Below are 22058 nucleotides of genomic sequence, written 5' to 3'. Positions count from 1 at the left end.
AGGGATATGAAAAGAAGTACATGGTGTTATCTGATGCAGAAGCAGCTATGCTGCATTCGTAAAATGGCTCAGGGGCAAAGCCCCCGGAGCCATTTTATATACTGCTTAAATAAATAATTCGTTTTTCTTCGGTACTTCCAACATTTTTTGCATCTTTTGTACGAGCCCATTTACCATATCCGGGTTTACCTGCCTTGCATTCTCAGGACAGACCTGGATACAGCGCATACATGAGAAACACTTTATCGGATCCGTGGTATACGGAGCTTCTGCTGAGATGGCTTCTGCCGGACAGGCTTTTACACATGTGCCGCAATTATTGCATGCTTCGGTCGTGAAAGGTTTCATCGGCGAACCGTTGAATACTTTATAAGGACGGTTTCCCGGTACCTGAATCTCTTCACCGCCTTTTGGGCCGGCTAATTTTTCGGAAAGCTCTCTTGAAAATTCTTCTAATTCTGCTATGTCCTGTTCATCGGGCCTGCCTGCAGCAAACTGGCGCATAATGGAATGTTCCGCGATTGCAGCAACGGCGCCGACGCATCGAAAACCGCATTCTTTTAAGGTATCGTATAATTCGATGAGCGTATCTTCATAGGCTCTGTTGCCATATACAGCCGCTAATACCGCCCTTGCTTGATGGCCCTCCAGCTTTTTAATCTGTTCAATTGCAAACGCCGGCACTCTTCCCCCAAAAGCAGGAGCTCCAATAATACACACATCCTGTTCCGTAAATGCAGGCAGCAAGCTGCCGTCATCTGCCTTGCATAATTCAATCTCCTTATAGTCCTCGAAGGCGCTGGCTAATGCATTTGTAACCTTTTTGGTTCCCTGTGTGGGGCTGAAATAAATAGAATATGTACTCATAACAGTATCCTTTCCTTTCTAATCTCTCTACATAGTTACAAAGTCTTTTTTAATAGTATTCTAGTTTCACGTTGTGGTATGTTAATTATTATAAACCTTTCCAATAATCAAAACAACATTGTTTTGGAACTTCCATATGCAAAATCCTTTAAAACATCCCGCCCGACATGAAAAAAATTTGCGGCAGCAACCCACAGAAACACTGCATTCGAATCGCCTCGCAGAAGATTGTGGAAAATCTTAAATTGCGAAATAAGACATTATATAGTATAATGTCTGAACAGATACTATTCCAGGAGGGAATTAAGATTATGAATTTGTACTTAAGACGAAGGTTACATAAGGGACTTGCAATTGCATGCGCTCTTGCAGTGGTATGTCCTCTGATCCCTGTCCGGGCGGAAGATTCCGCATCTTTAAGCCAGAAGACCGCTGAGCTGCAGACCGAGCTGGAGGGGATCAACCAGGAGATGCTGTCGATCAGCGATGAGATTCAGTCCATCGAGATGCAGTCAGCCATTATGTCAGGCGAGATCCTCCGTACGGAAGAAGCTCTTTCTAGTGCGAAAGCCAACGAGGAACAGCAGTACGAGGATATGAAAGCGCGCATTAAGTATTTATATGAGACAGGCAATGCGTCCTTGTTGGAATTGCTTTTCTCAGCAGAGAGCATGACCGACTTCCTGAACAAAGCGGAATTTATCCAGAATATCAGTGATTATGACAGAGAGATGCTGGAATCCTTAAGCGCAGTCAGGGAAGACATTGCCACAAAGCAGGAGACACTGCAGAACCAGCAGAAGGCGTTGGGCGATCTCCAGGGCAGGCTGACGGCGCAGCAGGATGAGCTGAGGATGAAAGCGGAAGCTACGTCAACGGATCTGGAGGCATATACAGTAAGGCTTCAGCAGGTGCGCGCCCAGGAGACGGCGGCACTGGGGTACCCGAGCGGTACGGACGGATCAACCGTGCGTGCGGAGGCGCTTCAGGTATCCGAGGATGAGGAAAGGCTGCTGGCGGCGATTATAGAGTGTGAAGCGTATCAGGATTACAATTCATTGCTGGCGGTTGCCACGGTGATTCTGAACCGGGTGAATGATCCCCGCTTCCCCAATAGCATTACAGAAGTAGTTTATGCATCCAATCAGTTTGAACCGGTAACTAAGGGGAGCCTGGATGCGGCCCTGTCCAGGGGGCCGAGGGCGCTTTCCTGTCAGGTGGCAAAAGAAGCGCTGAGCGGAGTCAGGCTGGCAGCGGTGGCGGATTGTTATTATTTCCTCTATGCCGGATCAACGGACAGGCCCGGGGTGAATATCGGCAATAACTTATTCTTCCGGAGCTGGTAAATACAACTGAATATAGAAAAGAGATGCCTCAGAGCCATCAAGAAGGCTTTGAGGTATTTTTATGCTCAAAAGATTTAGCGGGCATATGTGGAGGCAGCAGATATTATTTTGAGTAAGGCGTTTTAATGGACAGCTGCCGGTTATAATATTTATAGAAAGAACTGAATAGGGCTTTTTAAGTAAAAATCATGTCCGGATTTATCAAGACAGATTCCTTATAGACACAGTATGATAATGAAGTAAAGGATACAGCATAGTATGGATGAAATTGAGGCAGTAAGAAGCATGCAGGATTATATAAAGGAACATTTTCAGGAGGACGGCTTTACCGTGGAAAAGGTATGCAGGGCAGCCGGATATTCCAGGCGCCATGCCGACCGTATTTTCAAGCATCAGACAGGCAGGACGCTGCAGGAATATGTGAATGCGGTATGTCTGACCGAGAGCGCCAACGAACTGGCAGGCACAGGTAACAGTGTGCTTCAGGTTGCGCTGAACAGCCATTTCTCCTCACATGAAGGCTTTACCCGCTCTTTCAGCAGGCGTTTTCACGTAACTCCCTCTGAATACAGGGAAAGATTGATCCCGATTCCTCTGTTTGTCCAATACCCGGTTAATCATTACTATGCATTACTGAAATATATGGAGGAAACAATTATGAGTAAAGATCTGAGTCTGTGCATGATAACTGCGAAAGAAAGGCCCCAAAGGAAATTGATCTGGCTTCCCTCCCGAAGCGCAGAAGACTATTTTTCTTACTGCGAAGAAATGGGATGTGAGTGGGAAGGGCTGTTAAACAGCATCGGAGAGAAATTCGATACAGCCGCCCTGATGGAACTGCCCGGTTTTTTGGTAGAGGAAGGCTTTTCGAAAATGGCGGCTGGAATAGAAGTTCCCCTGGACTTTAACAAACCGCTGCCTGCGGAGTATAAAACCGCAGTGCTGGAGCCATGTGTTATGCTGTATTTCCAGACGGAGCCATATGAGGATGAGGAAGACTTCTGCGCGGCAATCGAGAGTGCATATGCGGCGGTGGAAAGATATCATCCTGAAGTATACGGCTACAGGATGGCTTATGATAAAGCGCCCAGCTTTAATTTTGGAGCTGATACAGATATGGGGGCAAAACTTTCCGTTCCCGCAGTAAAAATCTGAGGATGCTGCTGCGGATATCAGGAGTAAAGAGGAAAGCCGGCATTGCAACCCTCCGGGGGATGCACACGGCGCGATAAGGTAAATAGCCGCAAGGCGGCATTGCGGCGGCGCCAAAGTGTGCAAGCCCCTCATGAGTGAGGGGGAGTTGAAGTGGGCCTGGCCGCTTTTTTCTTTAATTTTAAACTTGACTTTTTTACTCCAGTATGTTAGTCTATCACTATAGAAAAGAGGTGTTGCAATGCTTATCACAAAGGAAGCTGATTATGCGATTCGTATTATGCGTTCTCTGAAGGATAAGGAGAAGCATACAGTGAAGGATATATGCCAGGCGGAGGAAGTGCCGGAGTCATTTGCATACAAGATTATCGGCAAGCTGCAGAGGGCCGGATATATTATCGTGGAACGGGGCGTGGCCGGAGGGTGTCGGCTGGCAGTGGAATTGAAAGCCCTTACGCTCTATGATGTAGTGACAGCAGTGGATGAGGAACCTATGATTACGCCGTGTATGAGCCAGTCATGCAGCAGGAATACAGGCGGAGATGCCTGCAGAGTACATGCGGAACTGAGAAAAGTGCAGAAAGTACTTGTTGATGCGCTCAAATCAACCACATTGTATGATTTATTCTGATATATCAGGTAACTAGAATCTTTAGATATACTCTGAAAAATATTCCTTTCAGAAGGAAAGGGATTTTTTTATAAAACAAAACTAGACTAAAATAGTCATGTATTAAGGAGGAAAAGATTATGAATCAATGTTATGGATGCAATACCTGCAAAAGTGCTGACAAGCCGCTGGAGGACTTTATTGCAAAACTGCCCGTGGAGACATCCCATCACAGAGTGGATGCACAGAGCACAAAGTGTGGCTTCGGACTGCAGGGTGTGTGCTGCCGCCTGTGTGCGAACGGCCCCTGCCGTATTACACCAAAAGCGCCGCGCGGAATCTGCGGAGCGAACGCAGATACGATCGTAACGAGAAATCTTTTAAGGGCCGTAGCTTCCGGTTCCGGCTGCTACATCCATGTGGTGGAGAATACAGCTCTGAACGTGAAGAATGTGGCAAAGAGCAAAGGCGAGATCAAAGGTGTTGAGACACTGGACCGTCTGGCTACCCTTTTCGGCATTGAGGAGACAGACGTACATAAAAAGGCAGAAGCAGTCGCAGACGCGGTTCTGAGAGATCTATACCTGCCGGAGTATGAAAAGATGCAGCTTACAGAGAAGATGGCATATAAACCACGCTTTGAGAAATGGAAAGAGCTGGGAATTCTTCCCGGAGGCGCGAAGTCTGAAGTGTTCCACGGAGTCGTAAAATGTTCAACCAATCTGAATTCCGACCCTGTCAATATGCTCCTTGACTGTCTCAAGCTGGGGATATCCACAGGAATGTACGGGCTTGTGCTTACGAATTTACTCAACGATATTGTGCTCGGAGAACCGGAAATCCGTTTTGCACCTGTGGGGCTTAGAGTCATTGACCCGGATTATATCAATATCATGATTACCGGACATCAGCACTCCATGTTTACCTTCCTGCAGAACAGGCTGACCGATGAGGACGTGATTGCAAAAGCAAAAAAAGCCGGCGCAAAAGGATTCAAGCTGGTTGGATGTACCTGCGTGGGGCAGGATCTGCAGCTGAGGGGCGCACACTACACGGAGATCTTTGACGGCCATGCCGGCAATAACTTCACAAGTGAAGCTATTCTGGCAACCGGAGGAATTGATGCCGTTATCTCAGAGTTTAACTGTACTCTGCCGGGAATCGAGCCGATCTGTGATGAACTGCAGATTAAGCAGATCTGCATTGATAATATAGCGAAAAAAGCCAATGCGGAATTAAAAGAATTTGATTTTGAAAACCGTCCGGCTGTTACGGAAGAGATTATTGACGAAGTAATCGAGGCTTACAGTGCACGCAGAGGCAATGTGCCTATGAATCTGATGGAAGAACACGGTTACGAGAATACACTGACCGGAGTCAGCGAAGTTTCCCTGAAAAAATTCCTCGGCGGAAGCTGGAAACCATTGATCGATCTGATCGTATCAGGCGATATCAAGGGAGTTGCAGGAGTAGTCGGATGTTCAAACCTGACTGCAGGAGGCCATGACATACTTACAGTCGACCTGGTAAAAGAACTGATTTCAAGAGATATCATCGTACTGACTGCAGGATGTTCTTCAGGCGGTATCGAAAACTGCGGGCTGATGACACCGGAAGCAGCCAAATATGCAGGCCCGAAACTGCGTGCAGTCTGTGAATCACTGGGAATTCCGCCGGTGCTGAACTTTGGACCGTGTCTGGCAATCGGACGTCTGGAAATCGTGGCAACCGAGCTGGCAGAGGCACTGGGAGTCGACCTGCCTCAGCTTCCGCTTGTGCTTTCTGCGGCACAGTGGCTGGAAGAACAGGCGCTGGCAGACGGATGCTACGGCCTGGCTTTAGGACTTCCGCTTCATCTGGGACTGCCGCCGTTTGTAACCGGAAGCCCGGTAGCGGTTCAGGTACTGACAGAAGATATGAAGACTCTGACCGGAGGACAGGTCATCATCAACGGAGATGCAAAAGAATCCGCAGACATTTTAGAGAAGATTGTACTGGAAAAACGCCAGGGACTGAATATTTAAGAGAGGAGCCTTATTTTATGAAGCGTATCATGATTGAGTATGAAAAATGCGATGGATGTAAGAACTGCTCCGTAGCCTGCATGCAGGCTCACAGAGAAGGCGAGGGTACGGTCTATGACTTGAATCTGACAGACCCGGAAAATGAGTCCAGAAACTTTATATTGAAGGATTCCAAAGGAAGATATAAACCGCTGTTCTGCCGTCACTGTGACAACCCGGAGTGCGTCAAATCCTGTATGAGTGGTGCGCTCAGAAAAGATCCCGAAAGCGGTCATGTGTTCTATGACGAGGACCGTTGCGGTTCCTGTTTCATGTGCGTGATGAACTGTCCTTTTGGAGTACTGAAGCCTGACAGTGTTACGAACAGCAAAGTCATCAAGTGCGATTTCTGTGTAAATGCAGGGGGCGAGCCATCCTGTGTGGCGGCCTGTCCAACGAAGGCGATTTATGTGGAGGAGGTATAGCGGATGAAGTATGTAATAATCGGCGCCGGAGTTGCAGGCGTAGAAGCTGCAAAGGTCATAAGAGCGCAGGAAGAATCAGCGGAGATTGTCATGATTTCTGCAGACACACAGATTCATTCCCGCTGTATGCTGCATAAATATATTGCCGGGGAAAGAGACGAGAAGGGTCTGGATTTTACAGAGGAAGACTTCTTTGCCAAATACAACGTCCGTTGGATGAGCGGCGTGAGGCTGTCCAAAGTCTGTCCGAACCAAAAGGAAGCCGTTCTGGATAACGGAGAAACCGTCCGTTACGACAAACTTTTGCTTGCAACCGGGGCGAACAGCCTGATTCCTCCTGTCGGGGAACTCAGAAAAGCGTCCAATGTATTCGGGCTCAGAGATCTGCCGGATGCGCGGGCGATTGTGAGGGAAGCGGCGCAGGCGCAGGAAATCCTGATTATCGGTTCCGGCCTGGTAGGCCTGGATGCAGCATATGGACTTCTGGAACTGGGAAAGAAAGTGACCATCGTAGAGATGGCGCCTCAGATCCTGCCGGTTCAGCTGGATGAACACGGGGCGGCTGCTTATCAGGAATTATTTGAAAAGGCAGGGGTACGTTTTCTCCTTGGAAGAAAGGCGGACCAGGCTGTATGTGAAGCCGATGGCAGGATTCATAAGGTGACACTCGATAACGGGGAAGAAGTGGCCTGCGACATGATTATTGCTGCGGCGGGTGTGCGCCCATGTACAGCATATCTGGAAGGCAGCGGCATTGCCTGTGAACGGGGGATCGTGGTAGACAGCTATCTGCAGACCACTGCGGCGGATGTCTATGCGGCAGGAGACATGACGGGTCTCTCAGGAATCTGGCCAAATGCGGCGGACCAGGGGCGTATAGCCGGAAAAAATATGTGCGGCATTGAAACAGAATATACGGATACATATGCGGCTAAAAATACAATCAATTTCTTTGGGCTTGTCACGCTCTGCATCGGGAAAATCCGTGCAGAAGAGGGAGACGAAGTTCAGGTCAGAGAAGACCGCGGGCATTATAACAGAGTGATTCTGCGGGATGGCAAAATAGAGGGGATTCTCCTTCAGGGGGACATCTCCAACGCGGGAATCTGGCAGTATCTGATCAAGAATAAGGCGGATATAAGCGGAATAGAAAAAGATGTATTCCATATTAACTATGGGGATTTCTATCAGGTTGGAGAACGCGGAAAGTACCTCTGGGCAGGTATATAGAAGATAAGGCTGATGGACGGGAGGAACCGTCCATCAGCCTTGATTTTGTATCTTTCATTTATATATGGTGCACTGCAAAAACCGTTTTTTGGGTGTTACAATCTCTGCGGCCTCCGGCAGTCCGCACGTGACCATGAATTCCCGGACCACATTCAGGACATGGCAGTAACATTGGGCAAGATGCATAGAGAAGGCCTCGCAGTCCTGGGCCTCCAGGCCTTCAAATGCTTTTAATCCCATCTGGTTTAACGGATTGGATAATTGATTTCCCTCAGGATAAAAGGAAAAATAATAGCCCCAGTGGAGGATGCTGCGGACTTCCTGCAGAATAATTCTGTGGGGACGAAGAGGCAGCAGGCTTATCACCTCGTCCATGATAATGTCCAGGGGAATCGCCCCTGGCTCACGGAACCTGCTGCGCATACGGTCCTGTACAGAGGGCGTAATGTTGGGAAATGCCAGGGCTGCGGCGGATGGCGCGGCGAGGGCCATGAACTGCAGGCCGCTTAAGTAGAGCAGGGTATCTCGTTTGTACATTTTTGTTTTCATACAGGCATAAGTCGCCTCATCCGTAGCAAGTATGACACGGGTGCCTTTGGGGGTGAATGTCTGTCCGAAACCAAGCTGGTTCAGGGTGGCAATGGCTTTGCGGATTGTGGAGCGGGAAGCGCCGTACTGGTCTGCAAGCACTTTTTTGGAGGGCAGATAATCCCCGTCTTTGTATGTCCCCAGGCCGATTTTGTCAATCAGATCCCGGACAATCTGCATATAATAGTGGTCCCTGCCAAGCTCGGCACGCCATGTGTAGATATCCTCACTGTGGTCCGAAACCATCGGATATTCTCTGGCAAGCTGGTCAAGGTACTGGCTGATGATCTCTGCCGACAGCCGGTAGGAATGGGTAAAATGACGGCATATTTCTTCGTGATTTCTGGTTTTTAAAGTTTCTATGTCCCAGAATTTGCGTCTGCAGGCCTCATATGCAGGGGTGGTTGGGAATTCTGCCCTGTGCTCCCAGAAGAAGGGAACCTGTGCATAGATTTCGAGACTGGTGTACAGATCTCTGAATAGCAGGTGGTGCGAAGCTGCCAGCAGACCATGGAGAAAGTCCGAATGGCTCTGCCACAATTCCCGCTTCTCACGACGCTCATGGATAAGCGGCCAGAAGCACTGCTCCAGTTTCCGGGGGCTGCACAGGCTGGCTGAAAATGAAAGAAGCAGCGGCATCAGTATGGACATGGTTTGATAAACCGTGAGAATAGAGCTGCGCTGTCCCAGGATAGCATAGATGGGATTGTCTGTGGCGGCCTGCGGATGACGGTATATCACAATAGACGGGCGCCTTTGCTCTGTATGGATCAGCCCCTCCTTCTTCAGGGCCTTGACCACATCTTTTGCGGTTCTTACGCCGACATTGTATATATCGCAGAGCTGCGTTATGGAAGGAATATGAGCGCCGTAAGTCAGGATACCTGTCAGTATCTGCTCCCTTAGGTTCTGATATAAGTAATCATATAACGTCTTTTTCTGCTCCATAGCCGGGACTCCTTTTTAATTTTTGCAACAGTATATCATAAATCATATTATTTCTTAAAGCCACTATCTGTATACGTACACAAATATTGGTTTGCACGGTAAAAATGCTTCATAGTAAAATGAATAACAAAGGTACAAATATTTATTTTTGTAAACAGGAGCATTTGCCATGAAGAAAAAAGTGAAAGCTGTTCCGAATTATCGGCGGCCGTTGATGTTAAGAGGAGTCCAGATCGTTTTTATCTCTGCTGTTGTTATCATTACATTACTTATTTCCATATGGAATGCAGCAGATCTGAGGAGCGTATTGGACCGCAGTACGAAGCAGTATCTATACGATGTAACCATACAGACAACAAGAGAAATTAGCGATACCATGAATCATAGAATGGAGGATCTGAAAGCAGTCGCAGATTCCGCAGCCAGGCTGCAGGAGGATGCCGGGATTGCAAAATTGCCGGAACTTTTAAAGAGAAAGGCGGACATACTCGAATTTTCTTCTCTTTTTGTCATTGGCAATGAGGGAAAACTGGTCTCATCCAGCCAGAGCCGCAGTCTCAATGAGCAGGAAGAGAAACGGCTCAGCCGCCTTCCTGTCGTAAAGGAAGCATTTGAAGGCAAGGCAGGGGCAAGTTACCTTGGCGGACAGGAGATCATCTATACGGTGCCGGTTACCATCAATCAAGAGATACAGGAAGTGGCAGTAGGCATCAGGAATAAGGAAAAGATGCAGGAAATGATTGCCTCCAAAAGCTTTAGCGGAAACAGTCTTAGCTGCATTATCGACAGCAGCGGGGAGGTGATTCTCTCCCCAACTGATGTAGAGACCTTTATGCAGCTGGATGATATCTTCAAAAACGACAGGGACTCCGAGGTTGTCGATGATATTTACGAGATGAAGGCCGATTTAAAGAGCGGTAAAAACGGGATGCTGGAATTTACGTCCATCAAGCAAGAGGAGCTGTATCTGTCATACAATTCTCTGAATATAAACGACTGGTTTCTTCTCACGCTGATACCGGCAGACATCATATCAGAGGGGCTGGACCGGTATGTATTCCGTTCATTTCTGATCCTGGGGTTTGTCGCCGCCGCCTGTTTCGTGCTTTTGCTGAATGTTTACCGTCTGTTTCATGAGAGCAGAAGGAAGCTGGAGCGTTTTGCATTTATGGATGAAGTGACCGGCGGCATGAATCAGGCGGCTCTTCGCTTGAAATTTACCGAAATAGGGCCGGACATAGGTTGTCTGATTACTACTTAGTGCAGCTGAACGTGAAGGGATTTAAATTGATTAACGAGCGTTATGGCAGTGAAGAGGCGGACGAGATACTCCGTTATATATATCGGGTTCTGGACAGGAACATTGACAGGCATAAGAATGAGTTTGCCGCCAGAAGCGGATCCGATCACTTTACGCTCTGCCTGAAAGAAAGCCGTCGTGAAGATGTACAAATGCGGCTTGATAAAATACTCGAAGATATTCATTCCTTTAAAGACACAGATGTACCGCACTGCGAGCTGATCTTTCAGCAGGGTGCCTGTATGTTAGACGATCCGTTCATGGATATTACGATTCTGCAGGACCGTGCCCGCCTGGCATATCAATATGCAGAGCAGGGATCGGAGAATGTCTGTGCGTTTTACAGCGGCGCTATTGTAAAACAGGTGAAGAGAGAGCAGGAGCTGAACGCTTTGTTTCAAGAGTCCTTGATCAATCATGATTTTCAGGTGTATCTTCAACCCAAAGCAGGGCTTGAAAGCGGACGGATTGAGGGCGCAGAGGCTCTGGTGCGCTGGAACCATCCAAAGAAGGGGATGATTTTTCCATCGGACTTCATCCCGCTGTTTGAAAAAAATGGCAGGATCTGCCAGCTGGATCTGTATATGTTTGAAGAAGTCTGTAAATTGCTGAAGCAATGGACCGCAGAGGGGAAGAATCCGGTGCCGGTTTCGGTGAATCTTTCCAGGCTCCATTTTCAGGGCAGCCAATGTTTGGAGCCTTTTATTGAAACTGCAGATAAATATGGCATTGCACATGAGATGATCGAATTCGAACTCACGGAATCTATTTTCTTTGACGACGGACAGATCAGCAGGGTTATAAATGTGATACGCCAGATGCATGAGCACGGCTTCAGCTGCTCCCTGGATGATTTCGGTTCCGGATTCTCTTCACTTGGGCTGTTGAAAGAATTTGATGTGGACGTGATCAAGCTGGACCGCCTGTTCTTCCTGGATATGTCCAGTGACAAGGCAAAGGCTGTAATTGCCTGCCTGCTTGAACTAGCCAAAAGGCTGCATGTGAAAACGGTGGCGGAGGGGATTGAAGATACTGCACAGCTGGAATATCTGCGCTCACTTCACTGCGATATGGTGCAGGGATACGTGATTTCCAGGCCTTTGCCAGCGGAAGAATTTGGGAAATGGTTTCAGCGATATGAAAATAAAACTTTGTGAAATACTGATAAAAATAGCTAACAATAATTAGTGAAAACTAATAAAATAAAGCATGTTGACCAAAAGCAATTGACAAATAGAAAATGGTGTGAGTATAATACAGTTACAACTTGAGAACGTTCTCAAGTTTTTAAATTCACAGAAATGAGATCGTTCTCAAAAATGTGAGAGCGGAGGTGGAAGGATGGAACAGAATATTACGATTACAGATGTGGCGAAGCTGGCAGGCGTGTCCAGAGCAACGGCGGGGCGTGTGGTCGGCGGTTACGGCAACGTATCGGAAAAGAGCAGGGAAAAAGTCATGCAGGCTGTGGAAGCTTTAAACTACAGGCCCAATCTGGTAGCGCAGGGACTAAGGGGCCAGAGCACAAAGACAATTGCCGTAATACTGGGCAGCATTAAAAATAATTACTGCAATAAACTGATCTATGCAGTTGAAAAAGAAGCACAAAAGCAGGGGTACAATGTCATTGTCTGCAACACCCATGAGAATGTGGCGCAGGAAATCGGGCATCTCCAGAACATGTATGGCAGACAGGTGGACGGCGTGATCCTGATGTCTACGGTAAAAAGGGAAGAGGAGATCCGGGAACAATACAGAGAACTGTATCAGGGCAGCGTACCGGTTGTGTTTGTGGACAGAAGAATCCGCGGACTGGATTCCAGGGTAATTCAGAGCAATAACGCGGAGGCATCCTGTCAGGCGGCCAGGTATCTTCTGGAATTGGGACACAGAAAGATCGGGGTGCTCGCAACTGACGATTATTCTACTGTAAATGAAAGAATCAAAGGCTATAAAAAAGCACTGGAAGAGTACGGCGCCGAATACCGGGAAGACCTGGTGATGTTTGCCGCACATAATGATAAGGAAAAGATCCGGGAGAAGACGGCGGAGCTGCTGGACGTGGAAGGCCCCACAGCTCTTTATGTGCTGAATAACAGCCTGTGCATCGGTGTGCTCATGGAACTGAAGAAAAGAAAGATGCACATTCCCCAGGATATTTCGCTTCTCGTATGGGATGATGAAGAACTAAATGAATTGCTGGATATTACAACCGTGGTTCAGCCCATCGAAGCGATCGGAAAGGCAGCGGTGCAGGAGCTGATCGCACAAAAAGAAAAAGCCCCCGGAGAGCAGGGGGAGAAACGAGAGGTACTGGAGGCCTCCATTGTATTTCGGAAATCCTGCAGAAAAGCCGACTAAACTGGTAGCAGCACCGGAGGGTGTTCTATAAATATCAATTCAAGGAGGGAACAAAATGGATTTAATTATGGGTATGAACAGTGGTTCGTCCTTTGACGGAATCGACGTGATTCTGGCAGAGATCGAGATGGACAGCGATGGTTTTCCCAAAGCGCCCCGCTTTATCTGCGGAGGTTCCTACGACTGGCCCGAGGAGGTAACGCCGATCGTGAGGGATGCCTTTGAGAACCGCGTGGATATGGTGGGGATCAACAGGCTCAATTATATCTGCGGAGCAGTATTTGCTGAAAAAGCAGTACAGTTTATGAAAGAGAATCATATCAATCCGCTGGATATCAAAGTGCTGGGGCTGGATACACAGACCATATACCAGGAGCAGCCTGACCACGCGAAGATCGCGTCCATGTCTGAGGAGGAAAAGGGGGATTGGCTCCACAGATGGCTGGACGGGCCGTATCCGGCCGGACTTCAGATGGGCGAGAGCTCTGTAATCGCAAACCTGACGAATATTGACACGGTGACACATTTCCGTCCCGCAGATCACGTATGGGGAGGTGCGGCGGCTCCGTTGATGCCATATCTGGATTACATTTTATTCCGGAACGAGGAGAAGCCGGTCATGACGCTGAATATCGGCGGAATTGCAAACCTGCATGTGGCAGGTAAAGACAGAAGAGACATGTTTGGATTTGACACTGGTCCGGGGAATGCGGTATCCAACTACCTGTGCAAGAAACTGACCGGGAAGGATTACGACAAAGACGGTGAGCTTGCCTCCAGAGGAAACATCAATGAAGAGATGCTGGACTTCTTTATGCAGCATCCGTTCTGGGACAGGCCGGTACCAAGATCAGGATGGGTAGGAGATTACAACGAACAGTACATAGACAGTGTTTTGGACAAATTCGGACATCTGCCGGCGGAAGATATTCTTGCAACGTCATGCGCATTTACAGGGGAGGCTGTTGCGAAAAGTATGATTGACAATATACCTTCGGAGATCATAGAGAAGACGGACAAGCTGTATGCAAGCGGCGGGGGAGTAAAGAATCCTCAGATTATGAAAGAGATCCGGGAACGAATTCCGGGAAATATCAAAGTGACGACCTCTGCTGAAATCGGCATCCCGCCGGAATATAAAGAAGCGATTAAGTTTGCGACCATCGCTTATTCAACTATCCACCGGATACCGGGAAATATTCCAGCAGCAGGTCATGCGTCACAGTACTCAATCCTTGGCAAGATTGCTCTGGCTCCCCGCAATATAGCAGGCGGCCCGCAGATCTAATTGAATACGATATAAATATACCATGAAAACATATAAAATGCCAGTTATAATGGAGGGAATAGATTATGAAAAAAAGAATAGCAGCTCTGCTTTGCGCAGCAATGATGGCAGTCACACTGGCTGCATGTACAAGTGAGGGACCAGGGAAAGAAGCTTCTGAACCGGCCGCAGATTCCGGGCAGGCAAAAACAGAGGAAGGAAAGTCAGCGGAAGAAATCACACTTGGAGTTTCATTCGGACAGAATGTGCACCCCTTCTTCGTAGCAATGCAAAAGGGGATTGAGAAGGCATGTGAAGATTACAACGTGAAAAAATGTAACGTCCTGTCAGCCGACAGTTCTCTGGAAACGCAGAATTCCCAGCTCGAGAACCTGGTGACTATGGGATGCGATGCAATCCTGCTGAACCCTTATGATTCGGAGGGCGTGGTCAATGCCGTCAGCGATGCCGTGAATGGAGGCGTCGGCGTATTTACAATGGATGTGGACTGCGAAGGTTCCCTTGCATTCGTTGCCTCCGATAATAAAGAAATCGGAAAAATGCTGGCAGAATACGTAATAGAAAAACTCGACGGCAAAGGGAAAATCGCTATCATCGATGGGATTACGGTCAGCTCATTGAAGGACAGGACCGAAGGTTTCATGGAAGTAATCAAAGAGAGCGGGATTGAAATTGTGGCAGAGCAGCAGACTGCGCATGCAAGAGATACGGCCCTGGCTTCCGCAGAGAATATTCTGCAGGCAAATCCGGACATCGATGCGTTTGTAGGAATTAATGAAAATTCAGGTATGGCAATCTTAAGCGCGGCTACCTCCGCGAATCTGAAAGACCTATTGATTACCACTGTGGATGCAACATCCGAGAATATGGCGGCTATCCGGGACGGGAAAGTGGCAGTAGGCGTATCACAGGATCCATATCAGATGGGATACAAGGCTGTAGAACAGGCATTGGCATGGTGTGAAGGAAAAGACGTTGAGAAATTTATTGAAGTTCCTGTTGAGTACATGGACAAAGACAATATCCAGGAATTTATCGACAGAGAAAAAGGATATGGCGTTGAGGTAGAATAAGTATTAACCTTGAAAGCCGCAGGTACGCCCTGGCGTACCTGAATTGGAACCATCTGCGTATGTGGATGGTTCCTATCATAAATGAAGAGGTGAAGATATGTCCGATGTAATAGTAAAAATGGAAGGAATATCGAAGGCATTTGCAGGAATTAAGGCACTGGATCATGTACAGATCGAGCTGCGAAAAGGAGAAGTCCATGCACTCATGGGAGAGAATGGGGCAGGGAAATCTACTTTGATGAAAATCATGACAGGGGTATACTCAAAAGACGAAGGCAGCATGTATCTTTTGAACGAAGAAAACGGACAGATGGAAGAGGCAGAGATGAAATCACCGCTAATGGCACAGAAAGCAGGATTAAGCATGGTTTTTCAGGAACTGAACCTCTTGGAAAATATGAATATAGCAGAAAATATTTTCATCGGCAGAGAGCCGGTCGGAAAAAGCAGGCTGCTGGACAGGGACACACTGAATAAAAAGGCAAAGGCAGAACTTCAAAAGGTAAACCTGGACATCGATCCGGGCACCCCGGTATCCGAGCTGAGCTGCGGACAGATGCAGTGCGTGGAGATTGCGAAGGCATTGTCCTTTCAGGCCAGAGTGGTGGTGTTTGACGAACCTACGGCCAGTCTGTCGGAAAAGGAATCTCAGGTGCTGTTCCAGATCATAGAGGATCTGAGAAAACAGGGCGTGTGCATCGTATACATTTCCCACAGAATGGAAGAGGTGTTCCAGCTATCCGATCGTATTACGGTTTTTCGAAATGGTACATACATAGATACGGTAGAGACAAAGCGGGTGACAGAACCCGACCTGATTAAAATGATGATAGGGCATGAGTTAGATGGGCGCAAGGCATGCGGAAGTGAATTTGTGAATCGGGAGCATGTAATCATGGAAGTGAAGAACGTGCAGGTATATCCCAAAAGCAGCCCGGTTAGTTTTAAGCTCTATGAAAAGGAGATTCTGGGATTCTTTGGCCTGGTAGGCGCGGGGAGAACGGAATTGATGAGGAAGCTGTTTGGCATTGACCCCATTGGGGAAGGTGAAATATATATAAAAGGGGGAAAAGTCTGCGTCTCTTCTCCAAAGGATGCAATCGGCGCAGGAATCGGCCTTGTCCCCGAGGACAGAAAGGGGCTGGGCCTCATCCTGGGAATGAGTATCCGGGATAATATGCTCATCTCCAAGCTTGGACAGCTGAAAAGCTTCTGGCTGAATCGCCGGGTGCTTAAGCAGATCACGGGAAACTACATCAGCGATCTTGGCATATCCCTGAGAAACGAGGAGCAGGAGGTCAAAGAGCTGAGCGGAGGCAACCAGCAGAAAGTGGTGATTGCAAAGTGGCTGGCCATGACGCCGGATATCCTGATTATGGATGAGCCCACAAGAGGAATTGACATCGGCGCAAAGAGTGAGATCTATGCATTGATGCGTAAGCTGACCCAGTCAGGAAAAAGCATCATCATGATTTCATCGGAAATCGCAGAAGTCATGCAGGTAAGCGACAGGATTATCGTCATGCATGAGGGCAGCATTTCCGGCGAAATCGCTGCGGAGGAAGTTTCAAAGAATAGCATAATGCAGGCTGCATTTGGCGGAGGTATGGAAAATGAATAAAACAAAAAAGATAAATCTCAGATCCTTCAGGGAACTGCTTTTAGTTGGCGTAGTAATCGTATTATGTATGATCTGGACGATCATGAACTCACAGTTTCTGTCCGCCAACAATATATCTAATATTCTGAGGCAGGCTTCCTATACGGCGATCGCGGCGGTGGGGATGACCATGGTTATCATCATAGGTGAGATTGACCTATCGGCAGGTTCCCTCGTATGTGCCGCAGGCCTGGTAGGAGCCGTAGTCTGCAAGAATACGGACAATGTATTCTTTTCCGTGATTACGGCAATTGCAGTTGGCGCGGTAATCGGAACCGTTAACGGAGTGCTCTGCGCAATAGGAAAGCTGCCGGGATTCATCGCATCCCTTGCAAGCATGACCGTACTGCGGGGCCTGGCCTACATCGTCACCGGCGGTAATTCCGTAGTATGGAGCAATGAAAGTTTTACGATGATAGGAACCGGATACATCGCTGGAATTCCCGTCCCCGTCATCATTATGGTAATCGTTATCATATTCGGCGTCATTCTGACATCGAAGACCCGTTTCGGACGCTACATCTACTCCGTAGGCGGAAATATGGAGGCAAGCCGCTGGTCAGGAATCGCAGTAGAAAAAGTAAAAATCCTTGTCTATATGATCATGGGAGTCCTGACCGCCATAGCAGGTCTGATCATCACCACCCGCCTCGGTTCCGGACAGCCCTCAGCCGGCCTGAACTTCGAGATGGACTGCATCACGGCAGCCGTAGTCGGGGGAACAAGCATGTCCGGCGGACGGGGAAAAGTCATGGGGACAATCGTGGGAGTACTTCTGCTTACCGTTCTGACAAATGGAATGACACTGGTGGGAATGAATACATATTGGCAGCAGGTGTTCAAGGGAGTCATAATCGTAATATCTGTACTTGCAGATACACATAGCAAGAAGTAGGAATTTTTGGGGCAGTGGGGGAGCGGATGAGGGGCGCCTGCCGGAAGGTGGATGCTCCGATGCCGTCCGGGGAGGCTTATGCTGATTTTGGAAACCGGCCGCTTAGCCTACAATTTCTAACTGCGAAAAAGCCGCATCTTATGGAACCGAGCGTATTCACTTAGAAAGCCGATGCTTTCTAAGCTCAGACGCTCTGGAAAACTGATTCGGAATCAGTTTTCCTCCATAAGATGCGGCTTTTTCGCAGTAAGAAATTGTACGGCACGCTAAAGGCTTCCAAAATCAGCATAAGCCTCCCCGGACGGCATCGGAGCATCCACCTTCCGGCAGGCTGGGCGCATCAAGACGGTCACGATACTGCCTCGGTGGGGATTCCGACGGGTGAGGCGGATGGGAACTGGCTGGGCCGGGATGAGATTATAAACAGGTTAATTTAATGTTCTGACTTAAAGGCAGTGTCTGTTATTACGAAAGGGATTGTTCTGGAGCAACCTTTGTATCACCAGTACTGTTTCATACGCTGCTCCCGCCTTGATTCCTCACGTGAGGGAGTTTTTGACTTCTGACTGGATGAGTCCAGCTGTGCGGAATTGGAACAGGCATCTCCTGGATGCGTCTTTTAGGGCATTAGCGCCGCTTCATCAAAATCGGAGCTGGCATGTGAACTTCCTTCAGGCCTACAAGGCCTGAAGGCAAGCAGACCCGCAGCGAGAATTCATCAGAATTCTCGTGAGTGTCTGCGGTGTTCACCATGCCGGCTCCGATTTTGATTAGCGGCGCTTATGCCCTAATTCCGTATCCAGGAGATGCCTGTTCCAATTCCGCACAGCGTCCCCCCTGCCAAAACAACCTCCCCCCTAATCAACCTTGATAACGCTGACGGGGCAGTTTTCTGCCGCTTCTTCTGCGGTATCTTCTGTTTCCGGGGTTATTTCGCTATAGACTTCTGCCAGGTCGTCATCTGCCATGCGGAATACCTCCGGGCAGGTAGCGGCGCAGAGTCCGCATGATATACATCCTTCTCTGTCAATTTCTGCTTTCATGTAAATAAGGCTCCTTTCATTGTCAGTCTGCATGGCGCCCTCTGGAATAATGGTGGGGTAGTCCAGCGGACGTGCATGAATATAGTATTGCCCTGTTATTGGAAGTAATACAGTGTTTGCAGGAAAATTATTACAGAAAAGTGCGGTTTTTGGATACCGTCCGGGATGGTGTCTAGTACCTCGAATAATAATTAACTTACTGTTAAACTGACCTAAATTTCCGATAGCACTACTCCACAAGCCTCAGCGTAGCCCGCTACGCCTACGTTTGTGAAGCAGCACTCTCGAAAATTTATCTCAGTTTAACAGCAAATTACTTATTATTTGATGTACTAGTTTTTATTTGGTGTATAATACAAGAAAATAAAAGGATGAAAGGAGATAAAATATGGTAAAAATAAATCGTGATTTGTGTATTGGGTGCGGGGAATGTGCGGCTGACTGCCCGGTGAATGTGCTGCATATTATAGAAGGAAAAGCAGACGTTTCGGGACCGTGCTTCCAGTGCGGACACTGTGTGGCGGTCTGTCCGGTTCGCGCTGCTGCGATACCGGAATATGATATGGACGATGTGGAGGATTATGTGCCAAAGACATTTGATGTGAATCCTGAAAATATGCTGCATGCAATCAAATTCAGGAGAAGCATCCGCAATTTCAGGCCGGAAAAAATCGAACGGGAAAAGGTGGAGGATATCCTGAATGCTGGCCGTTATACTGCTACAGCAAGAAATAAACAGGCATGCACATTTATCTTTATACAGGATCAGTTAGAGGAATTCAAGACATTGGTATGGAAAAATATGCCGGATATTATCCGTACATTGCAAAAAGATGTGCCCCGGTATGCCGGAATCTTTGAACGTTTTTACGAAAAGTGGAAAGCGGATTCCACGGACGATAATTTCTTTTACAACACCCCGGCCTTCCTGGTAATATCAGCGGACAACCACCCGCTGGACGGAGGCCTGGCTGCCGCCAACATCGAGAACATGGCCGTTGCCCATGGTCTGGGCGCCCTTTACAGCGGTTACATGATGCGCGTAATCAGCACAAGCCCGATTCTGAAAAAATGGCTTGGAATCGAAGAAAAAGGAGTAGCAGGCTGCATGCTCCTGGGCTATCCCGCAGTTACATACAGAAGAACCGCACCAAGGCTTGACGGACATATCATAATAAAATAACTCATCAAACACAAAAGAATGGCAGGAGACCTCCGCATCCCGGAATCTCCTGCCGTTTTTGTCTCCCCCGCAGCGGTACAGCTCCCTCTTTGGACAGGCGTCCCCCCTCTTCCACAAAAAGTTACTTACTTGAAAAGAAAAAGTTACTTCCCCTATGCTAGGATTATCTTACAAAAGGCTACTGCAAATGACAAGTTCATATGAAATGCGGGCCAAATTTCATATAGGAAGGGGTTTCAAGAGGTGAAAAGAAAAACAAACAGAACTTTATACTATTTTCTTATACCGGCACTTTTATTGTACGTGATTTTCTGGGTACTGCCGGTTCTGATGTCATTTTTTTACGGACTTACGGATTGGTCCGGTGTGGGGGATTACAATTTTGTGGGACTGAAGAATTTTAAGTACCTATTAAAAGACGGAACGCTGATCAATACGTTGAAAAATACGGGGGTTTATACGATTTTTACGGTGGTGTTTGGCAACGTCCTGGCGTTGACGCTGGCATTTATTCTGAACATGAAGATGCGTATGAAGGGGGCTTTCCGGACGGTGTTCTACATACCCGCGCTATTTAGTACGGTGGTTGTGGCTTTTATATGGAGTTATGTTTACGCGCCATATTATGGAATGATTTACAATGTTTTTGATATCTTCGGAGCAGCGGAAGCAGCGCCAAATCTGCTGGGAAGTACAAAGACGGCGTTGATTGCCTGTGCATTTGTGGAACAGTGGAAGACTTCCGGAACCATGACCCTGATCTATCTGGCGGGACTTCAGAACCTTCCGGGTGAAGTGATTGAGTCCTGTAAGATCGACGGATGCAAATGGCATCAGGAAATGTTCCGTGTGAAGATCCCCATGCTGGCGAATACGATTGCTGTTAATGTGATGCTTGGGCTAATCAATGGATTTAAATCTTTCGACTATGTATTTACATTGACGGGAGGCGGACCGGGCTCATCGACGAGCACTTTGATGTACAGTGTCTACAAACTGGCATTTGTGGAATACCAGTACGGCCTGGCGGAAGCGCTGGCGGCCTCGGCCTTTGTCCTGATTCTGGTTATATCGTGCGTGGTTCTGTTTTTCTTTAAGAAGAGGGAGGTGGAAGCATAATGAAAAAGTCAGTAAAAAAAGAAATTATATTCAGCATAATCATAGTAATATTCTTTGCCATTATGTTGTCTCCGCTTTTAATAGCACTGTCCGGGTCTTTTCGTTCACCGGATAATGGAACGTCTTTCTTACAGCTGTTTAATGAGTTCTCTCTGGAGAGTTACAAAGAAGCCTTTGAGAAGATGCATTATTTCCGTTCCCTGAAGAACAGCGTGATTACGACCTTCAGCAGCGTGGCAATCCTGCTTGTAGTGGCGGCTCTGGCGGGATATGCACTGGCACGCCTTAAGACGAGAATAGGAGGGTTCCTGCAGATCTTCTTCCTTGCAGGGATGATGATTTCCGCGCAGATGTCCATTATACCGATTTATAATATCATGCGCTATTTTAAAATTAACAACAGCTATATAGCACCGATTGTAATGTACGTTACCATTTCGATACCGTTTTCCATCTTTGTTTATACAAATTTCGTGAAATCGGGAGTGCCTATAGCACTGGAGGAAGCCGCCAGAATCGATGGGGCGGGCAGGCTTGGAACATTCTTTAAGATCGTGATACCGCTGACCAAACCGGTATTGGCATCCATTATTATTACCCAGGGTGTGCCGATCTGGAATGACTTTTTCTTATCTATGCTGTTTTTATCCTCATCCACGAAAAAGACGCTGCCACTGGTGATGCTGTCTTTCCTCGGGGATATGCAGAAGCCGACGCAGTGGACCATGCTGTTTGCCGCATGTTTCCTGAGCGCTCTACCGATGCTGCTTGCCTACGCTTTCCTGCAGAAGCAGTTTGTGGGCGGACTGACGGTGGGCGCGGTAAAAGGGTAAGCGCGTCCAGAAAAGGGCGGTTGGTTTAGTGGGTGGAAATCCCATACGGCAAGGTGTAGCGAGCCACCGTTAGC

At 47.8% G+C, this 22058-nt stretch carries 19 protein-coding genes; 16 read left to right on the top strand and 3 right to left on the bottom strand.

Annotated features, from left to right (window positions below; genetic code table 11):
* Window positions 1-105 precede the first annotated feature (105 nt).
* Entirely contained in the window at window positions 106-867 is a 762-nt protein-coding gene (locus ARB69_RS14465) for a 4Fe-4S binding protein (RefSeq protein WP_055153887.1), read from the bottom strand.
* A 311-nt stretch (window positions 868-1178) separates the two neighbouring features.
* Between ARB69_RS14465 and ARB69_RS14460 the strand changes: the two genes are divergently transcribed.
* The 6 genes from ARB69_RS14460 to ARB69_RS14435 all read left to right on the top strand — a co-directional run bounded on the left by ARB69_RS14460 (window position 1179) and on the right by ARB69_RS14435 (window position 7693).
* On the top strand, window positions 1179-2213 hold the full coding sequence (locus tag ARB69_RS14460; RefSeq protein WP_055153885.1) for a cell wall hydrolase: 1035 nt from the start codon (window positions 1179-1181) through the stop codon (window positions 2211-2213).
* 258 nt (window positions 2214-2471) lie between these two features.
* Entirely contained in the window at window positions 2472-3368 is an 897-nt protein-coding gene (locus tag ARB69_RS14455) for a helix-turn-helix transcriptional regulator (protein ID WP_055153883.1), read from the top strand.
* A gap of 238 nt (window positions 3369-3606) precedes the next feature.
* Window positions 3607-3996 (top strand): RrF2 family transcriptional regulator, encoded by a 390-nt coding sequence (locus ARB69_RS14450; protein WP_050641649.1) that lies wholly within the window; start codon window positions 3607-3609, stop codon window positions 3994-3996.
* Window positions 3997-4115: 119 nt separating this feature from the next.
* Window positions 4116-5999, top strand: coding sequence for an anaerobic carbon-monoxide dehydrogenase catalytic subunit (gene cooS, locus ARB69_RS14445; protein ID WP_050641648.1), 1884 nt, complete (start codon window positions 4116-4118; stop codon window positions 5997-5999).
* A 17-nt stretch (window positions 6000-6016) separates the two neighbouring features.
* A complete protein-coding gene (locus ARB69_RS14440) occupies window positions 6017-6463 on the top strand; it encodes a 4Fe-4S dicluster domain-containing protein (protein WP_055153881.1) in 447 nt (148 codons plus the stop codon).
* A 3-nt stretch (window positions 6464-6466) separates the two neighbouring features.
* On the top strand, window positions 6467-7693 hold the full coding sequence (locus ARB69_RS14435; RefSeq protein WP_050641646.1) for an NAD(P)/FAD-dependent oxidoreductase: 1227 nt from the start codon (window positions 6467-6469) through the stop codon (window positions 7691-7693).
* Between the two features lie 54 nt (window positions 7694-7747).
* Here the strand turns inward: ARB69_RS14435 and ARB69_RS14430 are convergent, their stop codons facing one another.
* Window positions 7748-9229, bottom strand: a complete 1482-nt coding sequence (locus ARB69_RS14430) for a GntR family transcriptional regulator (RefSeq protein WP_055153879.1) — start codon at window positions 9227-9229, stop codon at window positions 7748-7750.
* Window positions 9230-9398: 169 nt separating this feature from the next.
* Here ARB69_RS14430 and ARB69_RS28120 point away from each other — a divergent pair, with 169 nt between their 5' ends.
* From ARB69_RS28120 to ARB69_RS14400, 7 genes are all read left to right on the top strand, one after another.
* Window positions 9399-10490: a cache domain-containing protein gene (locus ARB69_RS28120; RefSeq protein ID WP_330377688.1), complete on the top strand. Its 1092-nt coding sequence runs from the start codon at window positions 9399-9401 to the stop codon at window positions 10488-10490.
* Window positions 10472-11686, top strand: coding sequence for a GGDEF domain-containing phosphodiesterase (locus tag ARB69_RS28115; RefSeq protein WP_330377687.1), 1215 nt, complete (start codon window positions 10472-10474; stop codon window positions 11684-11686). Before ARB69_RS28120 ends, ARB69_RS28115 begins: the two co-directional genes overlap by 19 nt.
* Window positions 11687-11870: 184 nt before the next feature.
* On the top strand, window positions 11871-12890 hold the full coding sequence (locus ARB69_RS14420; protein ID WP_055153877.1) for a LacI family DNA-binding transcriptional regulator: 1020 nt from the start codon (window positions 11871-11873) through the stop codon (window positions 12888-12890).
* A 55-nt stretch (window positions 12891-12945) separates the two neighbouring features.
* Complete coding sequence (locus ARB69_RS14415; protein WP_055153875.1) at window positions 12946-14178, top strand: anhydro-N-acetylmuramic acid kinase; 1233 nt, start codon at window positions 12946-12948, stop codon at window positions 14176-14178.
* Between the two features lie 65 nt (window positions 14179-14243).
* The gene (locus tag ARB69_RS14410; RefSeq protein WP_050641641.1) at window positions 14244-15251 is read left to right on the top strand and encodes a sugar ABC transporter substrate-binding protein; all 1008 of its coding nucleotides are present in this window, start codon (window positions 14244-14246) and stop codon (window positions 15249-15251) included.
* 97 nt (window positions 15252-15348) lie between these two features.
* Window positions 15349-16872 carry a sugar ABC transporter ATP-binding protein gene (locus ARB69_RS14405; RefSeq protein WP_055153873.1) on the top strand — a complete coding sequence of 508 codons (1524 nt, stop codon included), beginning with the start codon at window positions 15349-15351 and terminating at the stop codon, window positions 16870-16872.
* The gene (locus tag ARB69_RS14400) at window positions 16865-17806 is read left to right on the top strand and encodes an ABC transporter permease (protein ID WP_055153871.1); all 942 of its coding nucleotides are present in this window, start codon (window positions 16865-16867) and stop codon (window positions 17804-17806) included. The genes ARB69_RS14405 and ARB69_RS14400 overlap by 8 nt, the downstream gene beginning before the upstream one ends.
* 857 nt (window positions 17807-18663) lie before the next feature.
* Here the strand turns inward: ARB69_RS14400 and ARB69_RS14395 are convergent.
* Window positions 18664-18849: a ferredoxin gene (locus ARB69_RS14395; protein WP_050641638.1), complete on the bottom strand. Its 186-nt coding sequence runs from the start codon at window positions 18847-18849 to the stop codon at window positions 18664-18666.
* 388 nt (window positions 18850-19237) lie between these two features.
* Between ARB69_RS14395 and ARB69_RS14390 the strand changes: the two genes are divergently transcribed.
* The 3 genes from ARB69_RS14390 to ARB69_RS14380 all read left to right on the top strand — a co-directional run bounded on the left by ARB69_RS14390 (window position 19238) and on the right by ARB69_RS14380 (window position 21984).
* Window positions 19238-20032: a nitroreductase family protein gene (locus ARB69_RS14390; RefSeq protein ID WP_055153869.1), complete on the top strand. Its 795-nt coding sequence runs from the start codon at window positions 19238-19240 to the stop codon at window positions 20030-20032.
* 243 nt (window positions 20033-20275) lie between these two features.
* Complete coding sequence (locus tag ARB69_RS14385; RefSeq protein WP_055153867.1) at window positions 20276-21151, top strand: carbohydrate ABC transporter permease; 876 nt, start codon at window positions 20276-20278, stop codon at window positions 21149-21151.
* A complete protein-coding gene (locus ARB69_RS14380) occupies window positions 21151-21984 on the top strand; it encodes a carbohydrate ABC transporter permease (RefSeq protein ID WP_055153865.1) in 834 nt (277 codons plus the stop codon). Before ARB69_RS14385 ends, ARB69_RS14380 begins: the two co-directional genes overlap by 1 nt.
* Window positions 21985-22058 lie beyond the last annotated feature (74 nt).

The sequence above is a fragment of the Faecalicatena contorta genome (genome assembly GCF_001404335.1).
Taxonomy (GTDB): Bacteria; Bacillota; Clostridia; order Lachnospirales; family Lachnospiraceae; genus Faecalicatena; species Faecalicatena contortus_B.
This window is presented reverse-complemented; position numbering and strand designations above follow the sequence as displayed.